Source organism: Mycobacterium florentinum, from assembly GCF_010730355.1.
GTDB classification, from domain to species: Bacteria; Actinomycetota; Actinomycetes; order Mycobacteriales; family Mycobacteriaceae; genus Mycobacterium; species Mycobacterium florentinum.
In genome coordinates, this window is record NZ_AP022576.1 from 1,232,686 (window position 1) to 1,252,754 (window position 20,069).

At 67.3% G+C, this 20,069-nt stretch carries 19 protein-coding genes and 2 pseudogenes; 6 read left to right on the forward strand and 15 right to left on the reverse strand.

Features of this window, described 5'->3' with window-relative positions:
* The gene (locus G6N55_RS05685; protein WP_085221780.1) at positions 1 to 684 is read right to left on the reverse strand and encodes a hypothetical protein; all 684 of its coding nucleotides are present in this window, start codon (positions 682 to 684) and stop codon (positions 1 to 3) included.
* A 37-nt stretch (positions 685 to 721) separates the two neighbouring features.
* Positions 722 to 943 (reverse strand): annotated as a pseudogene (locus G6N55_RS05690) (PH domain-containing protein); the annotation flags it as partial.
* Between the two features lie 128 nt (positions 944 to 1,071).
* Here G6N55_RS05690 and G6N55_RS05695 point away from each other — a divergent pair.
* From G6N55_RS05695 to G6N55_RS05705, 3 genes are all read left to right on the forward strand, one after another.
* Entirely contained in the window at positions 1,072 to 2,031 is a 960-nt protein-coding gene (locus G6N55_RS05695; RefSeq protein WP_085221779.1) for a LysR family transcriptional regulator, read from the forward strand.
* 444 nt (positions 2,032 to 2,475) lie between these two features.
* Positions 2,476 to 3,714 (forward strand): cytochrome P450, encoded by a 1,239-nt coding sequence (locus G6N55_RS05700; protein ID WP_085221778.1) that lies wholly within the window; start codon positions 2,476 to 2,478, stop codon positions 3,712 to 3,714.
* A gap of 63 nt (positions 3,715 to 3,777) precedes the next feature.
* A complete protein-coding gene (locus G6N55_RS05705) occupies positions 3,778 to 4,143 on the forward strand; it encodes a hypothetical protein (RefSeq protein ID WP_085221777.1) in 366 nt (121 codons plus the stop codon).
* A 9-nt stretch (positions 4,144 to 4,152) separates the two neighbouring features.
* Here the strand turns inward: G6N55_RS05705 and G6N55_RS05710 are convergent, their stop codons facing one another.
* From G6N55_RS05710 to G6N55_RS05740, 7 genes are all read right to left on the reverse strand, one after another.
* Positions 4,153 to 5,145, reverse strand: coding sequence for an IS481 family transposase (locus G6N55_RS05710; protein ID WP_163667700.1), 993 nt, complete (start codon positions 5,143 to 5,145; stop codon positions 4,153 to 4,155).
* A 188-nt stretch (positions 5,146 to 5,333) separates the two neighbouring features.
* Entirely contained in the window at positions 5,334 to 5,795 is a 462-nt protein-coding gene (locus G6N55_RS05715; RefSeq protein WP_139826824.1) for a PH domain-containing protein, read from the reverse strand.
* A gap of 5 nt (positions 5,796 to 5,800) precedes the next feature.
* On the reverse strand, positions 5,801 to 6,280 hold the full coding sequence (gene ribH, locus G6N55_RS05720) for a 6,7-dimethyl-8-ribityllumazine synthase (protein WP_085222014.1): 480 nt from the start codon (positions 6,278 to 6,280) through the stop codon (positions 5,801 to 5,803).
* A gap of 73 nt (positions 6,281 to 6,353) precedes the next feature.
* Entirely contained in the window at positions 6,354 to 7,631 is a 1,278-nt protein-coding gene (locus G6N55_RS05725; protein WP_085222013.1) for a bifunctional 3,4-dihydroxy-2-butanone-4-phosphate synthase/GTP cyclohydrolase II, read from the reverse strand.
* A 351-nt stretch (positions 7,632 to 7,982) separates the two neighbouring features.
* Positions 7,983 to 8,345: a hypothetical protein gene (locus tag G6N55_RS05730; protein WP_085222012.1), complete on the reverse strand. Its 363-nt coding sequence runs from the start codon at positions 8,343 to 8,345 to the stop codon at positions 7,983 to 7,985.
* A 294-nt stretch (positions 8,346 to 8,639) separates the two neighbouring features.
* Complete coding sequence (locus tag G6N55_RS05735; RefSeq protein ID WP_085222011.1) at positions 8,640 to 8,915, reverse strand: hypothetical protein; 276 nt, start codon at positions 8,913 to 8,915, stop codon at positions 8,640 to 8,642.
* Positions 8,912 to 9,520, reverse strand: coding sequence for a riboflavin synthase (locus G6N55_RS05740; protein WP_085222010.1), 609 nt, complete (start codon positions 9,518 to 9,520; stop codon positions 8,912 to 8,914). Before G6N55_RS05740 ends, G6N55_RS05735 begins: the two co-directional genes overlap by 4 nt.
* A gap of 131 nt (positions 9,521 to 9,651) precedes the next feature.
* Between G6N55_RS05740 and G6N55_RS05745 the strand changes: the two genes are divergently transcribed.
* Together G6N55_RS05745 and G6N55_RS05750 are read left to right on the forward strand one after the other, a co-directional pair.
* Entirely contained in the window at positions 9,652 to 10,356 is a 705-nt protein-coding gene (locus tag G6N55_RS05745; protein ID WP_085222009.1) for an LppX_LprAFG lipoprotein, read from the forward strand.
* Positions 10,356 to 11,909, forward strand: a complete 1,554-nt coding sequence (locus G6N55_RS05750) for an MFS transporter (protein WP_085222008.1) — start codon at positions 10,356 to 10,358, stop codon at positions 11,907 to 11,909. The genes G6N55_RS05745 and G6N55_RS05750 overlap by 1 nt, the downstream gene beginning before the upstream one ends.
* 8 nt (positions 11,910 to 11,917) lie before the next feature.
* Here the strand turns inward: G6N55_RS05750 and ribD are convergent, their stop codons facing one another.
* Genes ribD through fmt form a run of 4 tightly spaced genes read right to left on the reverse strand, consistent with a single transcriptional unit; the run spans position 11,918 to position 15,976 of the window.
* Complete coding sequence (gene ribD, locus G6N55_RS05755) at positions 11,918 to 12,907, reverse strand: bifunctional diaminohydroxyphosphoribosylaminopyrimidine deaminase/5-amino-6-(5-phosphoribosylamino)uracil reductase RibD (protein ID WP_276071941.1); 990 nt, start codon at positions 12,905 to 12,907, stop codon at positions 11,918 to 11,920.
* A 32-nt stretch (positions 12,908 to 12,939) separates the two neighbouring features.
* Entirely contained in the window at positions 12,940 to 13,638 is a 699-nt protein-coding gene (rpe, locus tag G6N55_RS05760; protein WP_139826822.1) for a ribulose-phosphate 3-epimerase, read from the reverse strand.
* Between the two features lie 23 nt (positions 13,639 to 13,661).
* The gene (locus G6N55_RS05765) at positions 13,662 to 15,047 is read right to left on the reverse strand and encodes an RsmB/NOP family class I SAM-dependent RNA methyltransferase (RefSeq protein ID WP_085222006.1); all 1,386 of its coding nucleotides are present in this window, start codon (positions 15,045 to 15,047) and stop codon (positions 13,662 to 13,664) included.
* Positions 15,044 to 15,976 (reverse strand): methionyl-tRNA formyltransferase, encoded by a 933-nt coding sequence (fmt, locus tag G6N55_RS05770; RefSeq protein ID WP_085222005.1) that lies wholly within the window; start codon positions 15,974 to 15,976, stop codon positions 15,044 to 15,046. The genes G6N55_RS05765 and fmt overlap by 4 nt, the downstream gene beginning before the upstream one ends.
* Before the next feature lie 164 nt (positions 15,977 to 16,140).
* Here fmt and G6N55_RS05775 point away from each other — a divergent pair.
* Positions 16,141 to 16,958, forward strand: a pseudogene (locus G6N55_RS05775) (class I SAM-dependent methyltransferase).
* A 7-nt stretch (positions 16,959 to 16,965) separates the two neighbouring features.
* On the opposite strand, the gene G6N55_RS05780 reads toward G6N55_RS05775, so the two are convergent.
* Both G6N55_RS05780 and G6N55_RS05785 read right to left on the reverse strand, forming a co-directional pair.
* Positions 16,966 to 17,448, reverse strand: a complete 483-nt coding sequence (locus tag G6N55_RS05780) for a MarR family transcriptional regulator (protein ID WP_085222004.1) — start codon at positions 17,446 to 17,448, stop codon at positions 16,966 to 16,968.
* A 617-nt stretch (positions 17,449 to 18,065) separates the two neighbouring features.
* A complete protein-coding gene (locus tag G6N55_RS05785) occupies positions 18,066 to 20,009 on the reverse strand; it encodes a primosomal protein N' (protein WP_085222020.1) in 1,944 nt (647 codons plus the stop codon).
* Between the last annotated feature and the right edge of the window lie 60 nt (positions 20,010 to 20,069).

Consider the following 20,069-nt stretch of genomic DNA (forward strand, 5'->3'; position numbering starts at 1 on the left):
TCAGGCCGGTCGGCTGTCCAGCTGCGCTCGGCGTTTCGCCGCCCAATCGGCCATCGGAAATCCGGGTTTGACGTCGCACGCCGAGAGCATCAGCGCGATGCGCGGGACCACGACCAGTCCGTAGTCGCAGGTCCAATCCGGGCGGGTCATGGTCCACACCAGGACACCGCTGGACGGGGTGCCGAAGGATTTGAGCCGCATCGGCCGGAAATCGCCGAGGGACGAATGGCCGATCGCGTCGCCGTGGCATTTCGCAACGGCGCCAAAGCCCTTCCACACCACGTCGTGGGCGTTCAGCTTCTTGTCGTACACATCGGCCGATTCCGCATACAGCGCCTGGCTGCTGAATTTGTATTCCGATTCGGCATGGTCGGCCGAGCGGGCCGGCGGCAGCGGCGAACCCTTGAACAGCATCGCCGCGGCGCACTCGGTGGGCTGCACGCTGGTGAAGTAGGTAGCACCCACCGGAACCGCCGACGCCACCCCGAACGGGGTGCTGTCGCCATCCTGCAGCAGCAAGTCGCGCGCCGGGATCCGTCCGGGCGACGGGTTGGCGGATGTCGAACCGCCGGGTGGGGACTGCTCGGGAGCGCGAATCGCACGGCCGCTGACCGACGTGGTGCATGCGCAGGTTGTCAACGCGATCAGGAACGCCGCGACAGCCCCGCGCATTTGCCGTGCCATCGGGCGATCGTACGGCAGATGTCGTCGCTCTCGGTGTTCAGCGCGCGCGCAGGTCAGGCCGATAGCGGGCCAGCGCCGACCGCACGGAGTCCATCGCATCGACGGCCCGGCCCTTGTCGACGGCCTGGATCGCCATCACCGGGATGTACTCGTCGTCCGGCAGGTCGATGTGCGCCCAGCGGCTGCCGACCGGGAACGACACGCCGACCAGATCTGACCAGATAATTAGTCTGTCCCCCAACAGATTTCGCACCGACAGTCGATACGCCCATCCTGGCGGGGCCAGGTGGGTCTCGCGAGGCGATGTGCCATTGAACGCAGGTGGAAGGAATACGCGCAATCGGCGGTTACACCTGTGGAGCAGGTCACCGGAGGAGGGCTGCGAGTATGACTGAGACAAATCCGGACGAGTCGGGCGATGTTGTCGGTGCCGCTGGTGCCGTACGCCGCGCCGACCTCAACCTCCTTCCAGCATTGGCTGCGCTGCTCCATGAGCGCCACGTGACGCGCGCTGCCGAAACTATCGGGATCGGGCAGCCTGCGATGAGTTCGGCGCTGAGGCGCCTGCGAAGGTTGTTCAAAGATCCCCTGTTGGTGCGGAACGGCCAGATACTCGAGCTCACGCCCTTGGGTCGCGCCTTGGTCGATCCCGTGCACGATGTACTCGCCGAGCTGGACCATTTGCTCAGAATCAGACCGACGTTCGATCCGGCGTCCGACCATCGATCCTTCACGATCGCCGCCAGCGACTATGTCACCCTGGTGCTGTTGCGGCCGCTGCTAGAGCAGCTCCACCGCGAAGCACCCAACGTCACCGTGAACGTGGTTCCGATCAATTTGTCGACATCGATCGCCATCGAGCGTGCCCAGCTGGACTTGGCAATCATTCCGGATCAGTACATGACCTCGAAAGCGCCGTATATCCGGCGCCGGCAGTTGTTCACCGACAACTACGTGCCCGTTGTTGCCAAGCAGAATCTTGAGGCCGGCCGTACTTTGGAACGCGAAGCGATGCAAAGCCTGCCGTATGTCTGCTATTACGACCAATCTTGCGGCCCAGCGTTGGTTGACCAAGCGCTTGCTGAGATGGGAATCGAGCCGCGGATTGCGCTTGCCACAGCAAGTATCACGATGGTTCCAGTGTTCGTCTCTGGCACACCCTATTTCGGGTTTGTACAACGACGACTACTCCGTCACTGCCACGTCCGCGACGACCTGCGCACGCTGCGCACACCGGTCCGCATCCCCTCGATTGTCGAGCACATGTACTGGCACCCGGTGATGCACCGAGATCCCGCCCATCAGTGGCTGCGCGAACGAGCGACCACGTTGTCCGCCAACATCTAACGACCGGTCATTGATCGGATCAATGACCGTCATCGTCGAATCCATCTGGCCGGGCGAGTCGAGTTCGGCCTAGCGTCGGTGGCGTAGAACGACGATAGAAAGCCACCCCATGTACACGCCTACCTCCGCATTGCCCTCGACGGCGAGGCCACCGCGAGTGATCTTCATCTATCTGCCGGGCGGCCATCCTCGGGTCTTTGGTCGACTGCGCGTCTTCGTTGGCGCTGTCATTGAAACCTTCAGGAGCACAACCGAAAACAAGGTGCGGAAGCTCGCTCCCCCATGGCTTTCGCAGGATATCGACGGTAACCGCCAAGGACCAGGTATGTCGGGTTGACAACCCGGACGAGGGAATCGAGCGCGCCCAGCTTGTCCTAACGCGAAGAAGCCTGAAGCAGGCCAACAACACATGTCATCGTCCCGTGCCATCTGAGGAGATCCTGCATGCCTACTAGCAGCGAATCGATATCCACCATCGTCGCCGGTGGCATCCAGAATCCCTTCCCGCTGTACAACGAACTACGCGAGCTCAACAACGGCATACACTGGGCCGGAGCACTCGGTGGTGGCTGGCTGTATACCCGCTACGAGGACATTCGCCGCATCTACACCGAGCACGAAACCTTCTCTAGCGAATACTATTCCGACCTGCATGACGGGGCGTACGGACCAGCGGTAGGTGAGGATCGCCGGTTCTTCGACATTTTTGTGCAGCAGTTCATGCTGACCGACCCGCCCGCGCACACCGAAATCCGGTCGATGCTGCGCGGCGCTTTCACCCGGCGCTACCTGCAACGCTGGCATTCGGTGATCACGGAGGTCACTGCGGCCACGCTGAATAAGTTCGAACCTGGCTCCGACGTCGATGTGATGACCGAGCTGGCCCCGGTCGTGCCGATCGCGGTGATCGCCGCAATGCTGGGCGTGCCGCCCGGGGACACCGAGCGCTTCCGCTGCTGGACCGACGCGTTCGTAGCCACCTTCAACCCGACGATCGCCGGCGCGGAGCGCGACCAGTACGTCGCAACTAGCCTGGAGCTATTCGACTATCTCGCAGACCTCGTCGAGTACCGACGGGTCAACCCCGCTGACGACCTGATCACGTTGGCAGGCACCACACCGCTGGGAAATGGTTCGCCGATGACGGTAACCCGGGCGGTTGCGCAACTTGCGCTGTTGTTGGCCGCAGGGAACGAGACGACGGCCAATCTCATCGGCAACGGCGTAACGTTGTTGATCGAAAACCCTTGTGCGCAGCGTGAACTCCGCGGTAATCCAGCCTTGCTGGCCGCCGGAATCGAGGAGATGCTTCGCCTCGACCCCCCGTTTCACCTACTGGTGCGCAAAGTTGTCAAGCCAACAACGGTGGGCGGTCAACCACTGCGTCCCGGTGAATTATGTTGGCAACTAATTGCTTCCGCGAACCAAGACCCGCGTGTCTTCACCGATCCGTATTCGTTCAGGTTGGACCGCCGCAATAACCCGCACCTCGCCTTTATTAACGGCATCCATTTCTGCATTGGCGCACCCTTGGCGCGCATGGAAGGTCAGATAGTGTTCAAACACCTCCTCGAGCGCTACACGCACATTCTCGCTGGCGCCGAACCAGCCGTCCGCAAGACCCAGGCGATCATCTCCCGCGGATGGCGTACTCGCCCGGTCTCACTCGCCGAGGCAAAGTGACGAAGGCAATGCCGTCGCTCTGGCTGTTGGACTGACCATGCGAGCGAAAGGCTGGAGCGGCCGATGAAGATGTCCGGAGCCGAAATGCGCGAAATCCTGGAGTCGCTTCAACGCGACTGGCCCCCACTAGAGGAAGCACGGACAACACGCGAGCGATTTGTTGCCACCTCGATCAAGACGGCGATTGTGATGCTCGACGTTTCGGGCCCTGGCCTCGGTGGGGTAACCGGATCAGCCGCGCTCCCTCGAGCGGTAAGGGATAAGGCGCTAGCGGTGGCTGTTGCGAACTACGAGTTGGTACGCAGACTGATCGATCAAGAAAGTGTTAGCAACAAAGCATTTTATGACCACGTTATACGCGAGGTTGCGATCCTCGCAGAACAGGGAGCGGAAGTGAGCCAGATGATCGCGAAAGCGATTGAGCAATAGTCCGTCGCTCTAGCTGTACTGCCCAGGCAGGTTGGTCAACCGTGTGATGGGCGGGACCTTCCCGATCGCTGAGTGTTGCCGATGGTGATTGTAGGTATGCAGCCAGGGTGCTAATGCGGACCGGCGCTGGGCTTCGCTGTGGTAGTGACGGCTGAATGCCCATTCTGCTGCCATTGTGCGGTGGAAGCGCTCTGCTTTGCCGTTGGTCTGAGGCCGATATGGGCGGGTGTGTTTTGGCTTGACGCCGAGCTCTGAACACGCGTGTCGCCAGGCCTTGGACTTATAACAGCTGCCGTTGTCGGAAATCACTCGTTCAACGACGACTCCCCGCGCGCGGAACCAACTCACTGCTCGGCGTAGGACCGCTATAGCAGTGTCGGCGGTTTCATCGTCGTGGATCTCGGCATAGGCCGCCCGGGAGTGGTCGTCGACGACGGTATGGACAAAGGCGTGGCCGAGCAGCTCATCGCGATTGCGGCTGCGGCGGATGCCAGGCGTCGCCGCGCGATTCTTGCTGCCCTGCGCACGTCCGACGAACCGCCACCCGCCGCCAACAGGAATGTTGCCCAGTTTCTTGACATCGACGTGGATCAGCGAGCCTGGGTGTTCGTGCTCGTAGCGGCGAATCCGCTCACCCGTGCGGATATCGATGTGGGACAACCGGTTCAGTCGACACCGAACCAGCACCGCGTGAACCGTCGAGGCCGGCATCGACAGACGCGACGCGATCGCCAACGGCGAGAGGCGGTGCCGCCACCGCAACGCCACGATCCGCCGGACAACAACCTCTGGAGTGCGGCTGGGACAGTGGTGTGGCCGGCTCGACCGATCGCCCATCCCGACCACACCCATGGCCACATAGCGGCTAGCCCAACGCTTGGCGGTTGGCCAGGACACACGGAAATGTTCGGCTGCCCGGGCAATCGGCCAGCCTTCGTCAACAATGCGGCGCGCGAGCAACAACCGCCCACGAGGGGTCAATACGGCATTAGCGTGGACCACGAAGGTCTCCTGTTCGTTGTGGGTGCAGTGGTAGCAGCTCCACTCCACGACAGGAGACCTTCACCCATCAACGACCGCTACAGCGTGTCGTCACACTTCCTCAACCAACCTGCCTGGGCAGTACATCTAGCGAGCCATAACCTGTGCCCGAACACCCTGGCCTCATCTCACGTCGTCGGTCCCGTTGTTCAGCGCGTGCGCAGGTCGGGCCGATAGCGGGCCAGCAGCGACCGCACGGAGTCCATCGCGTCGACGGCCCGCTCCTTGTCGACGGCCTGGATCGCCATCACCGGGATGTACTCGTCATCGGGCAGGTCGATATGGGCCCACCGGCTGCCGGCCGGAAACGACACGCCAACCAGCTCTGACCATGGAACTAGCCGGTCTCCCAACAGGTTTCGCACCGACAGCCCGGTGGGCCCGACGCGCAGCCGGGGCCGGGCGAACAGGAGTATGACGCCGGCGATGACCAGACCCAGAATTGCCATCGCCACCTGGTCGGCGGTTTGGAAGACCACGCCGCTGGCGCTCACCTTGAGTAGCAAGCCGACGGCAATGTGCGCCGCAGCGACCAGAAATGCCGCGCCGTAGGCAAAGATCGGTGTCCAATGCGGACGCAGTTCGGCATCCCACTCCGCGCGCGACGACAGTCGCGTCACGACCGAGCGCGCAGGTCACGCAATGTCAGCGCGGCGGTCAGCGCGGCCCCGGCCGCCTGAGCTCCCTTGTCCTCCGCGGACGTCGGAAGTCCGGCCCGGTCCAGGGCCTGCTCTTCGGTGTTGGTGGTCAGCACCCCGTTGCCGACCGGTGTGGCGGCGTCCAGCGAAACCCGAGTGAGACCCTGGGTCACCGCGTCGCACACGTATTCGAAATGCGGTGTGGCACCGCGGATTACGACGCCGAGCGCGATGACGGCGTCGTGGTTGCGAGCCAGCTCCTGGGCCACCACCGGGATCTCGATCGCCCCGTGCACGCGGACCACCGTCGGGCTGTCGATGCCCGACTTCGCGGCTACTTTCTGGGCGCCGGCCAGCAGCGCTTCGCAGATGGTGCTGTGCCAGGTGCTGGCGACGATGCCGAGCCGCATGCCGGACGCGTCGAGCTCCCCCACCTCCGGAACGCCGACTCCGCTCATTTGCGCCACCCTCCCCCGCAAGCCGGAGGTGCCCCCACAGCATCACGCCGTTCTGCATCGTCGCCGGCGCGGCTCACAAAGCACCACCGAATTCGCCTGGCAGATGGACGGATTCGTGGAAGTCGTCCAGCCCGGCCAAGTCGTGTCCCATCCTGTCCCGTTTGGTCATCAGATAGCGAATGTTCTCCGCGTTGGCGCGCACCGGAAGAGAGACGCGCTCGATGATGTGCAGCCCGTACCCGTCCAGCCCCACGCGCTTGGCCGGATTGTTGGTCAGCAGGCGCATCGAGCGGACCCCGAGGTCCGAGAGAATCTGCGCGCCGATCCCGTAATCCCGGGCATCCGCCGGCAGTCCAAGCTTGAGGTTGGCGTCCACGGTGTCGTCACCGGCGTCTTGCAGCTGATAGGCCTGCAGCTTGTGCATCAGGCCGATGCCGCGGCCCTCGTGACCGCGCATGTAGAGCACCACGCCGCGGCCCTCTCGCGCGACCATGGCCATCGCCGCGTCGAGCTGGGGCCCGCAGTCGCAGCGCCGCGAGCCGAACACGTCGCCGGTCAGGCATTCGGAGTGCACCCGCACCAGCACGTCGTCGCCCTCACCGTTGGGCCCGGCGATGTCGCCCCGCACCAGCGCGACGTGCTCGACTTCCTCGTAGATGCTCGCGTAGCCGATGGCGCGAAACTCGCCGTGCCGGGTCGGAATGCGCGCCTCGGCGATCCGCTCGATGTGCTTTTCGTGCTTGCGCCGCCACTCGATGATGTCGGCGATGGTGATCAGCGCCAGATCGTGCTCGTCGGCGAAGACGCGCAGCTCGTCGGTCTGGGCCATCGAGCCCTCGTCCTTCTGGCTGACGATCTCGCAGATCGCTCCCGCGGGTTGCAGGCCGGCCATCCGGGCCAGGTCGACGGCGGCCTCGGTGTGGCCGGGCCGGCGCAGCACGCCGCCGTCCTTGGCGCGCAACGGAACCACGTGGCCGGGGCGGGTGAAATCGTCGGCGACACTGGTGGGGTCGGCCAACAGCCGCATCGTGGTGGCGCGGTCGGATGCCGAAATCCCGGTACCGACACCGATTTTTGCATCGACGGTGACGGTGTATGCGGTCCCGTGCTTGTCCTGGTTGACCGCGTACATCGGCAGCAGGCCCAGCGTGTCGCAGATCGCGCCGTCCAGCGGGACGCACAAGTAGCCCGAGGTGTAGCGCACCATGAATGCCACCATCTCCGGCGTCGCCTTCTCGGCGGCGAAGATCAGGTCGCCCTCGTTCTCGCGTTCCTCGTCATCGATGACGACGACGGCCTTGCCGGCCGCAATGTCGGCAACCGCCCTTTCGACGGAGTCCAACCTCGTCATCTGTGCTGCCTTGCTCTCGTGCCGAGCAACGCGCGAAGCCCGCGCATTGCATCAAGTATGAACCACGCGGGGCACAGGGTTATTGCGCCTTCTTCGGGCACCACGTAGAGAGTGACGGCGCGGATTCGCGTGCCGTTCATACCGGCGGCGGGGAGCTTGCTTCGTCGTGCCTGCGTATACCGGTGTTCCGCCGCGTCACTACCCGTTCTGACCAGCGGTGACCGCGCGTCCGGGGGCCCGGGAGACAGGGCGCGTTGTGACGATTCTTACCGGAAATTGTTGAGCGCACGACGATCGATATCCGCGCCGGGCCGCGGCTGCTGGCGGCAACTGGGCGGCTGGCGAGACGTGCTAAACGCTGCGCCTCATCGGCATCTGGATGACCTGGCCGCCACCGCAATCGACCGCGTAGTGGGCCAACCACCTGCCGACCGAGCCGCCGACCTCGATGAAGTGCGTCCACTTGCTGACCGCGGCGGTGGCGGCGGGGTAAGTGGAGAACCGCCCGAGCGACACGTCGCGCCCGTCGTCGCCGACCAATTCGTAGCTCGTGTAGTCGCGCACCCGGTGCTCGACGATCGTCAGGGTGGTGTCGTTGACTTCCCTGCTCCACACCGCTCGTGATTGCGCTTCGGCCTTACGAGGGGCAAGTGTCGCTACCGCTTCGAATGCGAGGTCTTCGTAGACGGCCTCGGCCAACCTTTCGACGGACATTTTTGCAGCTCCTTCGCATAGTCCTTCGCGTAATAAAGGCGGCCGCCCTATGCGCTTGAGTATGGACCCGCGACGGGCCGCGTGGGGATTTAGAACAGGCGTGTCGCCATGGTGTAGTGGGATCGTGACTATTGTTACCAAAATGAAATCTTTCGCCCGGGGCAATATTGCGGCCGGGGATCACCCGAAAAGGGCATGAGGCGATCGAGGGCGACACCCTCAATTGCCGATCAAAGCCGCCCGCACCCCTATCTGGGGTCAGCAATTCACTTGCGGCAGAGCGGGTTTCGCTTTCTAGCGCCAGCCGGCCGGTAAGTCGATCACGTGATTCGGGCAGAAGTCCTGGGTCGCCAGCGAGATCACGTTTCGGGCGTCCCCGGCCGTCATCTTCCCGCGCAACACCATGAAGGCATATTCGGCCGGCTGATAGCCCAAATCATGTCCGGCGGGATCATCCATGAGCTGACACGCCTCTTGTTCCTGATCCGCGTTGGCATAAGCGCTGCCGGCGCCGCACAGCGAGGCGGTCCACAGCAGGGCGCCGGCGGCGATTGCCGCGACGGCCCTCATTCGTTCTTTGCGGTCATCAGCCGTTCGACGTATTTCGCGATCACGTCGACTTCGAGGTTCACCTGGGTGCCGACCGGAGCGGCGCCGAGGGTGGTCAGCTCACGGGTGGTCGGGATCAGCGAGACCTCGAACCAGTCCCGCGGTTGCGCGCCGAGCCCGGAGACCGTCAACGAGATCCCGTCGACGGTGATCGACCCCTTCTCCACGACGTAGCGCGCGACCGCGGCGGGAATCTCGATGCGCACCACTTCCCAGTGCTCAGAGGGAGTGCGGGCCACCACCTGGCCGGTGCCGTCGACGTGCCCCTGCACGATGTGCCCGCCGAGCCGGCTGTTGACCGCGGCGGCGCGCTCCAGATTGACGCGCTTGCCGACCTGCAACCCGCCCAGGTTGGACCGGTCCAGGGTCTCGGCCATCACGTCGGCGGTGAATTGGCCGTCGGCGAGCAGCTCGACGACGGTCAGGCACACCCCGTTGACGGCGATCGAATCCCCGTGGCCGGCGTCGGCGGTGACGACGGGCCCGCGGATGGTCAGGCGGGCGGCGTCGGCGAGCACGTCGCGGCCGGTGACCTCGCCGAGTTCCTCGACAATTCCGGTGAACATTCCATCAGGCTAATTCGCCGGTGCTTTGCCTGGTGAGCGCCCACGACCGACACGCGAAACGCCCACGTCGCGGGGCCGTGCCGACCCCGCGTTCCGGAGTCCGGTCATCGCGCTCCTCTACGATGCACGTTATGCAGACACGACGCCGACTCTCGGCCGTCCTCGCTTCCCTGACTGTCGCCACCGCCCTGATCGCGGGCTGCTCGTCGGGTTCGAAGCCGAGCGGTGGCCCGTTGCCCGACGCCACAACTTTGATCAAGCAGTCCGCCGACGTCACCAAAACCGTCAAGAGCGTGCACCTGGTGTTGTCGACTCAGGGCAAGATCCCCGGACTGCCGATCAAGCAGCTGACCGGCGACCTGACCACCGTCCCGAGCACCGCCGCGTCGGGCAACGCGCAGCTGTCGATGGCGGGATCCGACATCGACGCCAACTTCGTCGTCTACGACTCCGTGCTGTACGCCACGCTGACGCCGAACAAGTGGAGCGACTTCGGTAAGGCCTCCGACGTCTACGACGTCTCGGTGCTGCTCAGCCCGGAAAACGGCCTGGCCAATGTGCTGGCCAACTTCACCAACGCCAAGGCTGAGGACCGCGAAACGATCAACGGCCAGACCACGATCAAGATCAGCGGAAATGTCGCGGCGGATGCGGTGAACAAGATCATCCCGAGCATGAGCGCCAGCCAGCCGCTGCCCGCCACCGTCTGGATTCAGGAGAGCGGCGACCACCAGCTGGTCCAGGCCAACCTGCAGAAGAGCCAGGGCAACTCCGTTCAGATCACGGTGTCGGACTGGGGCAAGCCGGTCACGGTCACCAAGCCTCCGGTGAGCTGATGAGCACACGAGCAGGACGCGGAATCGCGATCAGCGCGGGCAGCCTCGCCGTACTGCTGGGCGCCCTGGACGCCTATGTCGTCGTCACGATCATGCGCGACATCATGAGCGACGTTCATATCCCGATCAACCAGCTGCAGCGCATCACCTGGATCATCACGATGTACCTGCTCGGCTACATCGCCGCCATGCCGCTGCTGGGGCGGGCGTCCGACCGGTTCGGCCGCAAGCTGGTGCTGCAGCTCAGCCTGGCGCTGTTCATCGTCGGCTCGGTGATCACCGCGCTGGCCGGGCATTGGGGTGATTTCCACCTGCTGATCGCCGGCCGCACCATCCAGGGCGTCGCCAGCGGTGCGCTGCTGCCGGTCACCCTGGCCCTGGGCGCCGATCTGTGGGCGCAACGCAACCGCGCCAGCGTGCTGGGCGGCATCGGTGCCGCCCAGGAGCTCGGCAGCGTGCTCGGCCCGCTATACGGGATCTTCATCGTCTGGGTGTTCCACCAGTGGCAGTACGTGTTCTGGATCAACGTGCCGCTGACCTTGATCGCGATGGTGGCCATCCAGTTCAGCCTGCCGTCGCACCAGCGCGTGGACCAGCCGGAAAGGGTCGACGTCGTCGGCGGTGTGCTGCTGGCCATCGCGCTGGGCCTGGCGGTCATCGGCCTGTACAACCCCCAGCCCGACGGCAAGACGATATTGCCCAGCTACGGATTGCCGTTGGTGATCGGGGCGGTCGTCGTCGGGGTGGCATTCATTCTCTGGGAGCGCTTCTCGCGTACCCGGCTCATCGAACCGGCCGGCGTGCACTTCCGGCCGTTCCTGGCCGCGCTGGGCGCCTCGGTGGCCGCGGGCGCGGCGCTGATGGTGACCCTGGTCAACGTGGAGCTCTTCGGCCAGGGCGTGCTGCAGATGAGCCAGACGCAGGCCGCCGGATTGCTGCTGTGGTTCCTGATCGCGCTGCCGGTCGGGGCGGTGCTGGGCGGTTTCATCGCGACCCGGATCGGCGACCGCGCGATGACCTTCATCGGGCTGCTGATCGCGGCGTACGGCTACTGGCTGATCCACTACTGGCGGATGGATGTGATGACCCAGCACCACGACGTCTTCGGGGTCAGCCTGCCGCTGGTGCACACCGACCTGCTGGTGGCCGGTCTGGGACTCGGCCTGGTGATCGGGCCGCTGACCTCCGCCGCGTTGCGGGTGGTGCCGTCGGCGCAGCACGGCATCGCCTCCGCGGCGGTGGTGGTGGCCCGGATGACCGGCATGCTGATCGGTGTCGCGGCGCTGAGCGCCTGGGGCCTGTACCGGTTCAACCAGATCATCGCCGGGCTGTCCGCGAATATCCCGGCCGACGCGACGCTGCTGGAACGAGTCGCCGCCCAGGCCACCCTGTACCTGAAGGCGTTCGCCCTGATGTACGGCGACATCTTCGCCGCCACCGTCGTCATCTGTGTGGCGGGCGCGCTGCTGGGTCTGCTGCTGGGCAGCCACAAGGAGCACGCCGAGGAGCCGGAAGTCGCCGAGCAGGAAGCTGTGTCACTCGGGGAGCGCTAGCCGCCCTGTTAGCCGCGCTGCGGCACCAGGCTGAGCAGCAGATCCGGGCCGACCCGGTCGGCGCCGTCGAAGCGCCACCGCAGGGCCCGCGCGATGGTGGGCACACCCACGTCGCCGACCGCGGTGACGGGTCCGCCGAGCAGGATCGGCGCGACGTAGGTCAGGATCCGGTCGACGGCGTCTTCGCGCAGGAAGGCACTCGCCAGGGTGGGACCGCCCTCCAGCAGGACGTCGGTGCGGTCCGAAAGCGCCTTGAGCACCTCCATCGGATCGCGGGTGCGAATCACCATGGTGCGCGAATCGTCGTTGAGAACCTTTGCCTCGGAATGTATTTCGCGCATGCCGACCACGACGCGCAGCGGTTGTCTGTCCGCCAGCGAACCGTCGGGCAGCCGGGCGGTCAGCGCCGGGTCGTCGGCCAGGACGGTGCCGGTCCCGACGATGATCGCGTCGGCGGCGGCGCGGCGGCGATGCAGATCCAGACGTGCCGCCTCGCTGGAGATCCACCGGCTGGTGCCATCGGCGGCGGCGCTGCGGCCGTCGAGGCTGCTGGCGTATTTCCATGTCACGTGCGGTAATCCGGTCCGCTGCTTGTGCAGCCACTCGCGCAGCGGACCGCCGGCGGCCTCGTCGGCGAGCACGCCGGACCGCACCTGCATGCCCGCTCCCGACAGCCGGGCCGCGCCGCCCGCCGCGATCTCGTTCGGATCGGTGACGGCGTAGACGACCGTCCGCACGCCTGCGTCGATCAGCGCGTTCACGCACGGCGGAGTCTTGCCGTGGTGGTTACACGGCTCCAGCGTGACCACCGCGGTGCCACCGGCCGCCAGGCCGCCGGCCCGGCGCAGCGCCAGCACCTCGGCGTGGTCGCCGCCGGCCGGCTCGGTGCCGCCGACGCCGACAACCCGGCCTCCGGCATCCAGGATCACCGCACCCACCGGCGGGTTCGGATAGGTGTTGCCCTTGACCAGATACGACTGTTCGATCGCCAAACGCATTGCGGCGTCCAGGCTCTCGACAGGCTGACCGCTCACAGCCGTAGATGCGGCGACACGGCGCCGGCCTGGCGTCGCAGCGCCTCGACCGCGGCCTCGGGGTCCTGCGCGCCGTAGACCGCGGAACCGGCAACGAAGCAGTCGACCCCGGCCTCGGCGGCCTCCTCGATGGTGTCCTCGTTGATGCCGCCGTCGATCTCGACCAGGATCGTCAACTCCCCCGCGTCGACCATCTTGCGCACGATGCGGACCTTGCTCAGCACCTCGGGGATGAAGCTCTGACCGCCGAAACCGGGCTCGACCGACATGATCAGCAGGGTGTCGAACTGCGGCAGGATCTCCAGATACGGCTCCAGCGGGGTGCCCGGCTTGACGCTGATCCCGGCCTTGGCGCCCGCGGCCCGGATGTCGCGGGCCACCCCGATCGGGTTCTCGGTGGCCTCGGCGTGAAAGGTGACGTTGTAGGCGCCCGCCTCGGCATACGGCGGCGCCCACCGGTCCGGATTGTCGATCATCAAATGGCAATCCATCGGAATGCGCGTGGCGGCCAGCAGGCTCTCCACCACCGGGAGACCGATCGTCAGGTTGGGCACGAAGTGACCGTCCATCACGTCGACGTGGAGCCAGTCGGCGCCCGGCACCGCCGCCGCCTCGTCGGCAAGCCGGGCGAAATCGGCGGCCAGGATCGACGGAGCTATCAGGGGTCCACCGGAGCTGCCAGCCATGTGCGCCACACTACTGAGCCCCGCGGGTTCCCTCACGCCAGGCGACCCAGCACGGCGGCAAACATCGCATCCGTACCGTGCCGATGCGGCCACAGCTGCACCTGTGGCCCCTCTCCGAGCTCCACCGGCTCGAACAGCGGCCGGGTATCCAAGGCCCGCACCGGATGACGGCGCAGCGCGTCGGCCACCACCCCGACCGTTTCGGCGAGATGCGGCGAGCAGGTCGAGTAGAGCACCACGCCGCCGGGGCGGGTCAGCGCGATCGCGGCGCCCAGCAGCTCGCGCTGCAGCTTGGCCAGCGCCGGCACGTCGGAGGGCTGACGGCGCCACCGGGCCTCCGGCCGGCGGCGCAGGGCGCCCAGCCCGGTGCAGGGCACGTCGACGAGCACCCGGTCGAAACCCGGCTCGAGGCCGGTCTCGCGCCCGTCGACCCGCAGCACGTCGACGTCTAGCCCGCGGGTGTTCTCGACGACCAGGTCCGCGCGACCCGACGACGGCTCGACCGCGGTGACCCGGGCTCCGCGTTCCACGGCCAGCGCGGCCAGCAGCGCGGTCTTACCGCCGGGGCCGGCACACAGGTCGAGCCAACGTCCGGTGTCACCGGGGACCGACGCCAGCGTCAGCGCACGCGCGACCAGCTGGCTGCCCTCGTCCTGGACCAGGGCCCGGGCGTCGCGCACCGGTGCCAGCGCTCCGGGATCACCGCCCGGCAGGTACACCGCGTACGGCGAGTAGCGGCCGACGGTGCCACCGACCGCCTCGGCCAGCTCCCCCGCGCTCAGCACGCCCGGGCGCGCGGCCAGGTGCACCTGCGGCCGTTCGTCGTCGCTGGCCAGCACCGCGTCGAGTTCGCCGGCGTCGGAGCCCAGCGCGTCGGCGAAGGCCTGCGCGATCCAGCGCGGGTGGGCGTGCACGAACGCGGCATGCCCGATCGGATCGCGCACCGGGTCGGGGGCCAGTTCGTCCACCCAGGACTTCTCGTCGCGACCCGCGATGGTCCGCAGCACGCCGTTGACGAAACCGGCTCGCGCCGAATCGAATTCGATCCCAGCTTGTTCGACGGTGGTCGACACCGCGGCGTGCGCGTCGACTCGGGTGCGCAGCAGTTGGTAGGTGCCCATCCGCAGCAGATCGAGCAGCACCGGGTTGATCGCATCCGGCGGGCGCTGCGCGGCAGCGCCGATGACCGCGTCGAGCAAGCCGCGGGTGCGGCAGGTGCCATAGGTCAGTTCGGTGGCGAACGCGGCGTCGCGTCCGGTGATGCCCCGGTCGCGCAACAGCGCGGGCAGCGCCAGGTTCGCGTACGCATCGCGCTCGCTGACGGCGCGCAGCACCGCAAGGGTGGCGGCCCGGGCCGGATCCAGCGGCTTACGCCTTTTGGGCGGTGCGGGCCGGCGTTGTTTCGGGGCGGGGGTCATGACGCCCGCGCCGTGGCGTCGAGCCGGGCGCCGCGCGCCCAGTCCACGGCGTTCATGAATTTCTTGCCGGGCGGCTGAATCTGGCCCAGCCGCACCGGTTCCGAGCCGGTGCCGATCCGCACGTTCTTGCGGTCGATGTGAATTGCGCCGGGCGCCAACGACTCCGGAGCATCGGCGTCGATCTGCACCGGTCCCAGTTTGATCCGCAGGTCGTCGATCATCGTCCAGGCCCCCGGGTTGGGTGTGACGGCGCGGATCCGCCGCTCGACGACCGCCGCCGGCAGATCCCAGCGCACCCGGGCCTCCTCGACGGTGATCTTGGGCGCGATGCTGACGCCGTCGGACGGTTGCGGTTGCGGCGTCAGCGACCCGTCGGCAATGCCGTCCAGCGTGGCCAACAGCAGCGCCGCACCCGAAATAGCAAGTCGTTCAAGCAGATCGCCCGAGGTGTCCGTCGGCTGAATCGTCTCGGTCACGACGCCGTACACCGGTCCGGAGTCCAGGCTGGGCTCGATCCGAAACGTCGTCGCCCCGGTGATCGCGTCGCCCGCGGCGATGGCGGCCTGCACGGGCGCCGCCCCGCGCCAGGCCGGCAGCAGCGAGAAGTGCAGGTTCACCCAGCCACGCGGGGGCATACCGAGCAGGCCGTCGCGCAGCAGCGCGCCGTAGGCCACCACCGGGCAGCACTCCGGCGCGAACTCCGACAGTTCGGCGACGAACTCCGCCGAGTTCGGGCGCGACGGCCGCAGCAACGGAATGCCGCGGTCGAGCGCCTCGCGGGCCACCGGCGACGGCTCCGGCTTGCCGCGGCGCCCGGACGCGGCATCGGGCCGGGTCAGCACCGCGACGACCTCATGACCGGGCGCGTCGATGAGGCGACGCAGCGCGGGAAGCGCGGGTTCGGGGGTGCCGGCGAAGACGAGACGCACGGGGACAGTCTAGGAAGCGCCGGATCCGGCTCGACGGCGCGAGTGGTTTCGAGTAGCGCATGTACAGTTTCCTATGCATACTATTGCTAGAGTATATGTTTGTACGGAATGCCGGCGACAACGAGGTCGGGTGCGCAGCTCTTTCTAACCGCTCAGGAGGACTGATGACTCTCGACGTGACCATCCCCGAAGACCTTGCGGCCACCCATCGCGCCATGTGGGCGCTGGGCGACTACGCGTTGATGGCCGAGGAGGTGATGGCTCCCCTGGGCCCGATCCTCGTCGCCGCCACCGGCATTGGCCCCGGCGTTCGAGTACTCGACGTCGCCGCCGGCTCGGGCAATATCTCGCTGCCCGCGGCCGGCACGGGCGCCACCGTCGTTTCGACCGACCTCACACCGGAGTTGCTGCAGCGATCCCAAGCGCGGGCCGCCGCGCAGGGGCTGACGCTGGACTACCGGGAAGCCAACGCCCACGCGCTGCCGTTCGGCGATGGCGAATTCGACGTCGTGATGTCGGCGATCGGCGTGCAATTCGCGCCCGACCACCAGCGCGCGGCCGGCGAACTGGCCCGGGTCTGCCGGCCCGGCGGGACGATCGGCGTGATCGGCTGGACCCCGGAAGGTTTCTTCGGCCGGATGCTGGCGACGCTTCGGCCCTACCGGCCGAGCCTGTCACCGGCGGTGCCGCCCGCGGCACTGTGGGACGTGAAAGCTACGTCACCGGGCTGCTCGGCGACCGCATCGTTCGCGTGACGGCGCTGCGCCGCATGCTGGAGGTCAACCGATTCGACTGTGCCACAGCCGTTCACGAGTACTTCAAGAATTACTATGGTCCGACGATCGAGGCCTACGCGAACATCGGCGACAATCGGGTGCTGGCCGCCGAACTCGACGCGCAGCTCGTCGAACTCGCCGAGGAACACCTGACCGGCACCACGATGCGGTGGGAATACCTGCTGCTCACCGCCGAAAAGCGCTGAGGCCCAACTACAGATCGATGTCCAGGTTGGCGTCGGGCTCGCCGCCGGCCGCGGTGAAGGCCGTCAGGGCCCGTACCAGCCCGTGGCGTTCGGCCTCCGGCATCTTCTCCACGATGGCGGCGATCTCGGCGCGACGGTAGGCGGTGACCCGACGCACCACCTCGCGGCCCCGGGTGGTCAGGGCGGCGATCAACTCGCGCCGCGACGTCGGGTGCGGCAGACGGTCGATCAGGCCGGCGGCGACGAGTCGGTCGACCATACGTCCGGTGGCCGACGGTTGCACGCCCAGCAGACTGGCCAGCGTGGCCAGATTGACCGGCCCGCGATTGGACAAAATCACCAGGGTGCGGAACTGCGCGATGGTGATGTTCTCGTCGACCTGTCCGATCGACCGGGCCGAGATGCCGACCAGCAACCGCGAAGCGGTGAGCAATGCGTCGGTGATGACGTCCAGCGACTCGCTGGCTTCCACCGTGTTTTCCGTGGACATCCTGGCTCCCCTTTCCAGGGCCCCTACGAATGCCGTAGGAAGGGACTATTGCTCATGCATACTATCGCTGCGGTAGGCGATCCGCGCGGTTAACCCGGAAATTGCTGTCCGGTTGGTGCAACCGTGCCGGCTAGCCGATGTGCGGCGCAAGGAAATTTGCTCTGGCATTCGCTGCGCGCTCACCCCGGCAACGTGCCAGGATGAGTCCCGGCCCGACCGCGACCCCTGCGCGCGGCAAATCAATTCCGTCGCACGGCTGCGTTTTTCACCTAACGCTCGCCAACGCCGATACTGGTTTGGGCTGCGAAATCCAGCCCGGCCGCCGGTCGGATTTCCGAAACGTGTTGCGCCCCAGTGCTATAGATTCCCTTCTAGCCGACCACCCGGCCCGAGTATCTGAAGTTCACCAACGTCCATATCGTGTTGCCGGCGGTGACCCGCGTGGTGCTGCCGACTTCGTGGCAATCGGTCTGCAGTTGTTTGCGATACGGGTGATTGCACAGGCTGGTCCTGATCTCGTTCTACTTTTGCTTATCATCCGCCGGCACGGTGATTTTCGTGCCCGGCCCGTCGGCGCTGGCCTTGACGTGTTCCCGGGTTTGCCCGCTCTCGCCGAGCTAACCGATTTGCAGCGGGTCGATCTGCACCCGTGCCGGTTCGTGAGCTTGCCGGGCGCTGAGCACGCCGACACCGCGGCGCAGGCTGGCCGCCAACTGAAGACCCTGTTCGCGACGGACCCGCACCAGCATCCTGACCACCGGCACGCCGGCCGGCGTGCCCGGCGGGCGGCGCACCCCGTGCGGCAGGTCGACCGGGCCGAGCAGTTCGGCCCCGTCGGGCAGCGCCGCCTCGTCCAGCAATGCCGTCACCGCGTCGGTGCTGCCGTCGATGGCCGCCATGTGCACACTCGGCGGCAGCCCGACTTCGGCGCGCGCCGTCAGGTCGGCGTCGGCATGACCCACGGGATCCCATCGGATCAGCGATTGTACTGTGGGAATGGATGATTCGGCGATCACCGTCACCACACCGCCGTCGCCGCGGGCGCGCACCAGCGCCCCGGCGCTCATCCAGCGCCATAGCGCGTCCTCGGCGGCACGCAGATCCTGACGGCCCAGCAGTGCCCAGGTGTCCAGCAGCAGCGCCGCGCCGTACCCGCCGTCGGCGCGGGGTTCGGCACCCGGCGTGGCGACCACCAGGGCCGGGTGGGCGGCGACCTCGGCCACGATCGCGTCGCCCGACGAGGTGATGACCTGCGTGCCGGCGAAGGCGCGGCCCAGCTCCTCGGCGGTGCGCCGGGCCCCGACCACCACCGCGCGCACCGCATCCGACCCGCACCGCGTGCACCGCAGCGCCGGCTCGGCCCGTCCACACCACCGGCACACCGCCCCGGGTCCGCGCTCCTGCAACGACATCGGCCCGGTGCAATGCCGGCACCGGGCTATCGCGCGGCACCGTCCGCAGGCCAGCGACGGCACGTAGCCGCGGCGCGGCACCTGGACCAGCACCGGCGCCCCGGCCTCCAGCGCCGAGCGAGCGGCGCGCAGCGCGATCGACGGAATACGCGCGGAGCGGGCCGCCGGGTCGCGTTCGTCGGCGTAGCCGGTGTCGTCGAGCGCGACCACCCGCGGCGTTCGGGACCGCACCACCTGCCGTGTCGCGACGATGTCGTGCGCCCAGCCGCTGCAAACCAGGGCGTGGGCCTCGGCGGTGCGCGCGTAGCCGCCGATCAGCGCGGCGCACCGCGCCTGATGCGCACGCAACATCGCGACCTCGCGGGCATGCGGGTAGGGCGCCCGCGGCTCGGCCAGGCTGTCGTCGGCGTCGGACCAGACCATGACCAGCCCCAGGTCGTTCAGCGGCGCGAAAACCGCGCTGCGCGTGCCGATCACCAGCCGCGCCTTGCCGCGCAGCGCCGCCAGCCAGCGCCGGTAGCGTGCGGCCGGCCCCAGGCCCGCCGACAGCGCGACCACGAAGTCCTCGTCGATCCGCGCGGTCGCGGCCAGCCACAGCGCGTCGAGATCTCGCTGATCGGGCACGATCGCCAGCGCCGCGCGCCCGGTGCGCACCGTTTGCGCGGCGGCCTCGGCGAACCGGTCCACCCACTGCTCGCCCGGCAGCGCCTGCCACACCGCACGCGCGGCGCGCGATTCGGCGAGCGCGGCCAGGAACTGCTCTCCGCGGCCGTACACCGCCCAGCTGGAGGGGTCGACGGGCGCCACCACCGGCGGTGGCGGGATCGCGATCGATTCCCGCTCCACCCGGGCGTGCCGGGCCGGGATGGCCAGTCGCAACACGTCCGGGCGGGTCCCCGCGTAACGCGCCGCGACGGCATCGACGAGCCGGAGGATTTCGGGGGTGAGCACCGGCTCGGGAGACACGACGCGATCGAGCCAGCCCAGCTTGCCGACGTGGTCGGTGTCGTTGCGGCGCTCCAGCACGAACCCGTCGACCAGGCGGCCGTGGAACCTGACCCGCACTCGCACGCCGGGCTGGGCGTCGTCGGATTGCTCGGCCGACACCAGGTAGTCGAACTCGCGATCCAGGTGCGGCACCGACAGCATCGGCAGCACGCGGGCGATCGGCTCCACCTCGAGGGGCGTGCGCGCGGCACTCACCGCGCC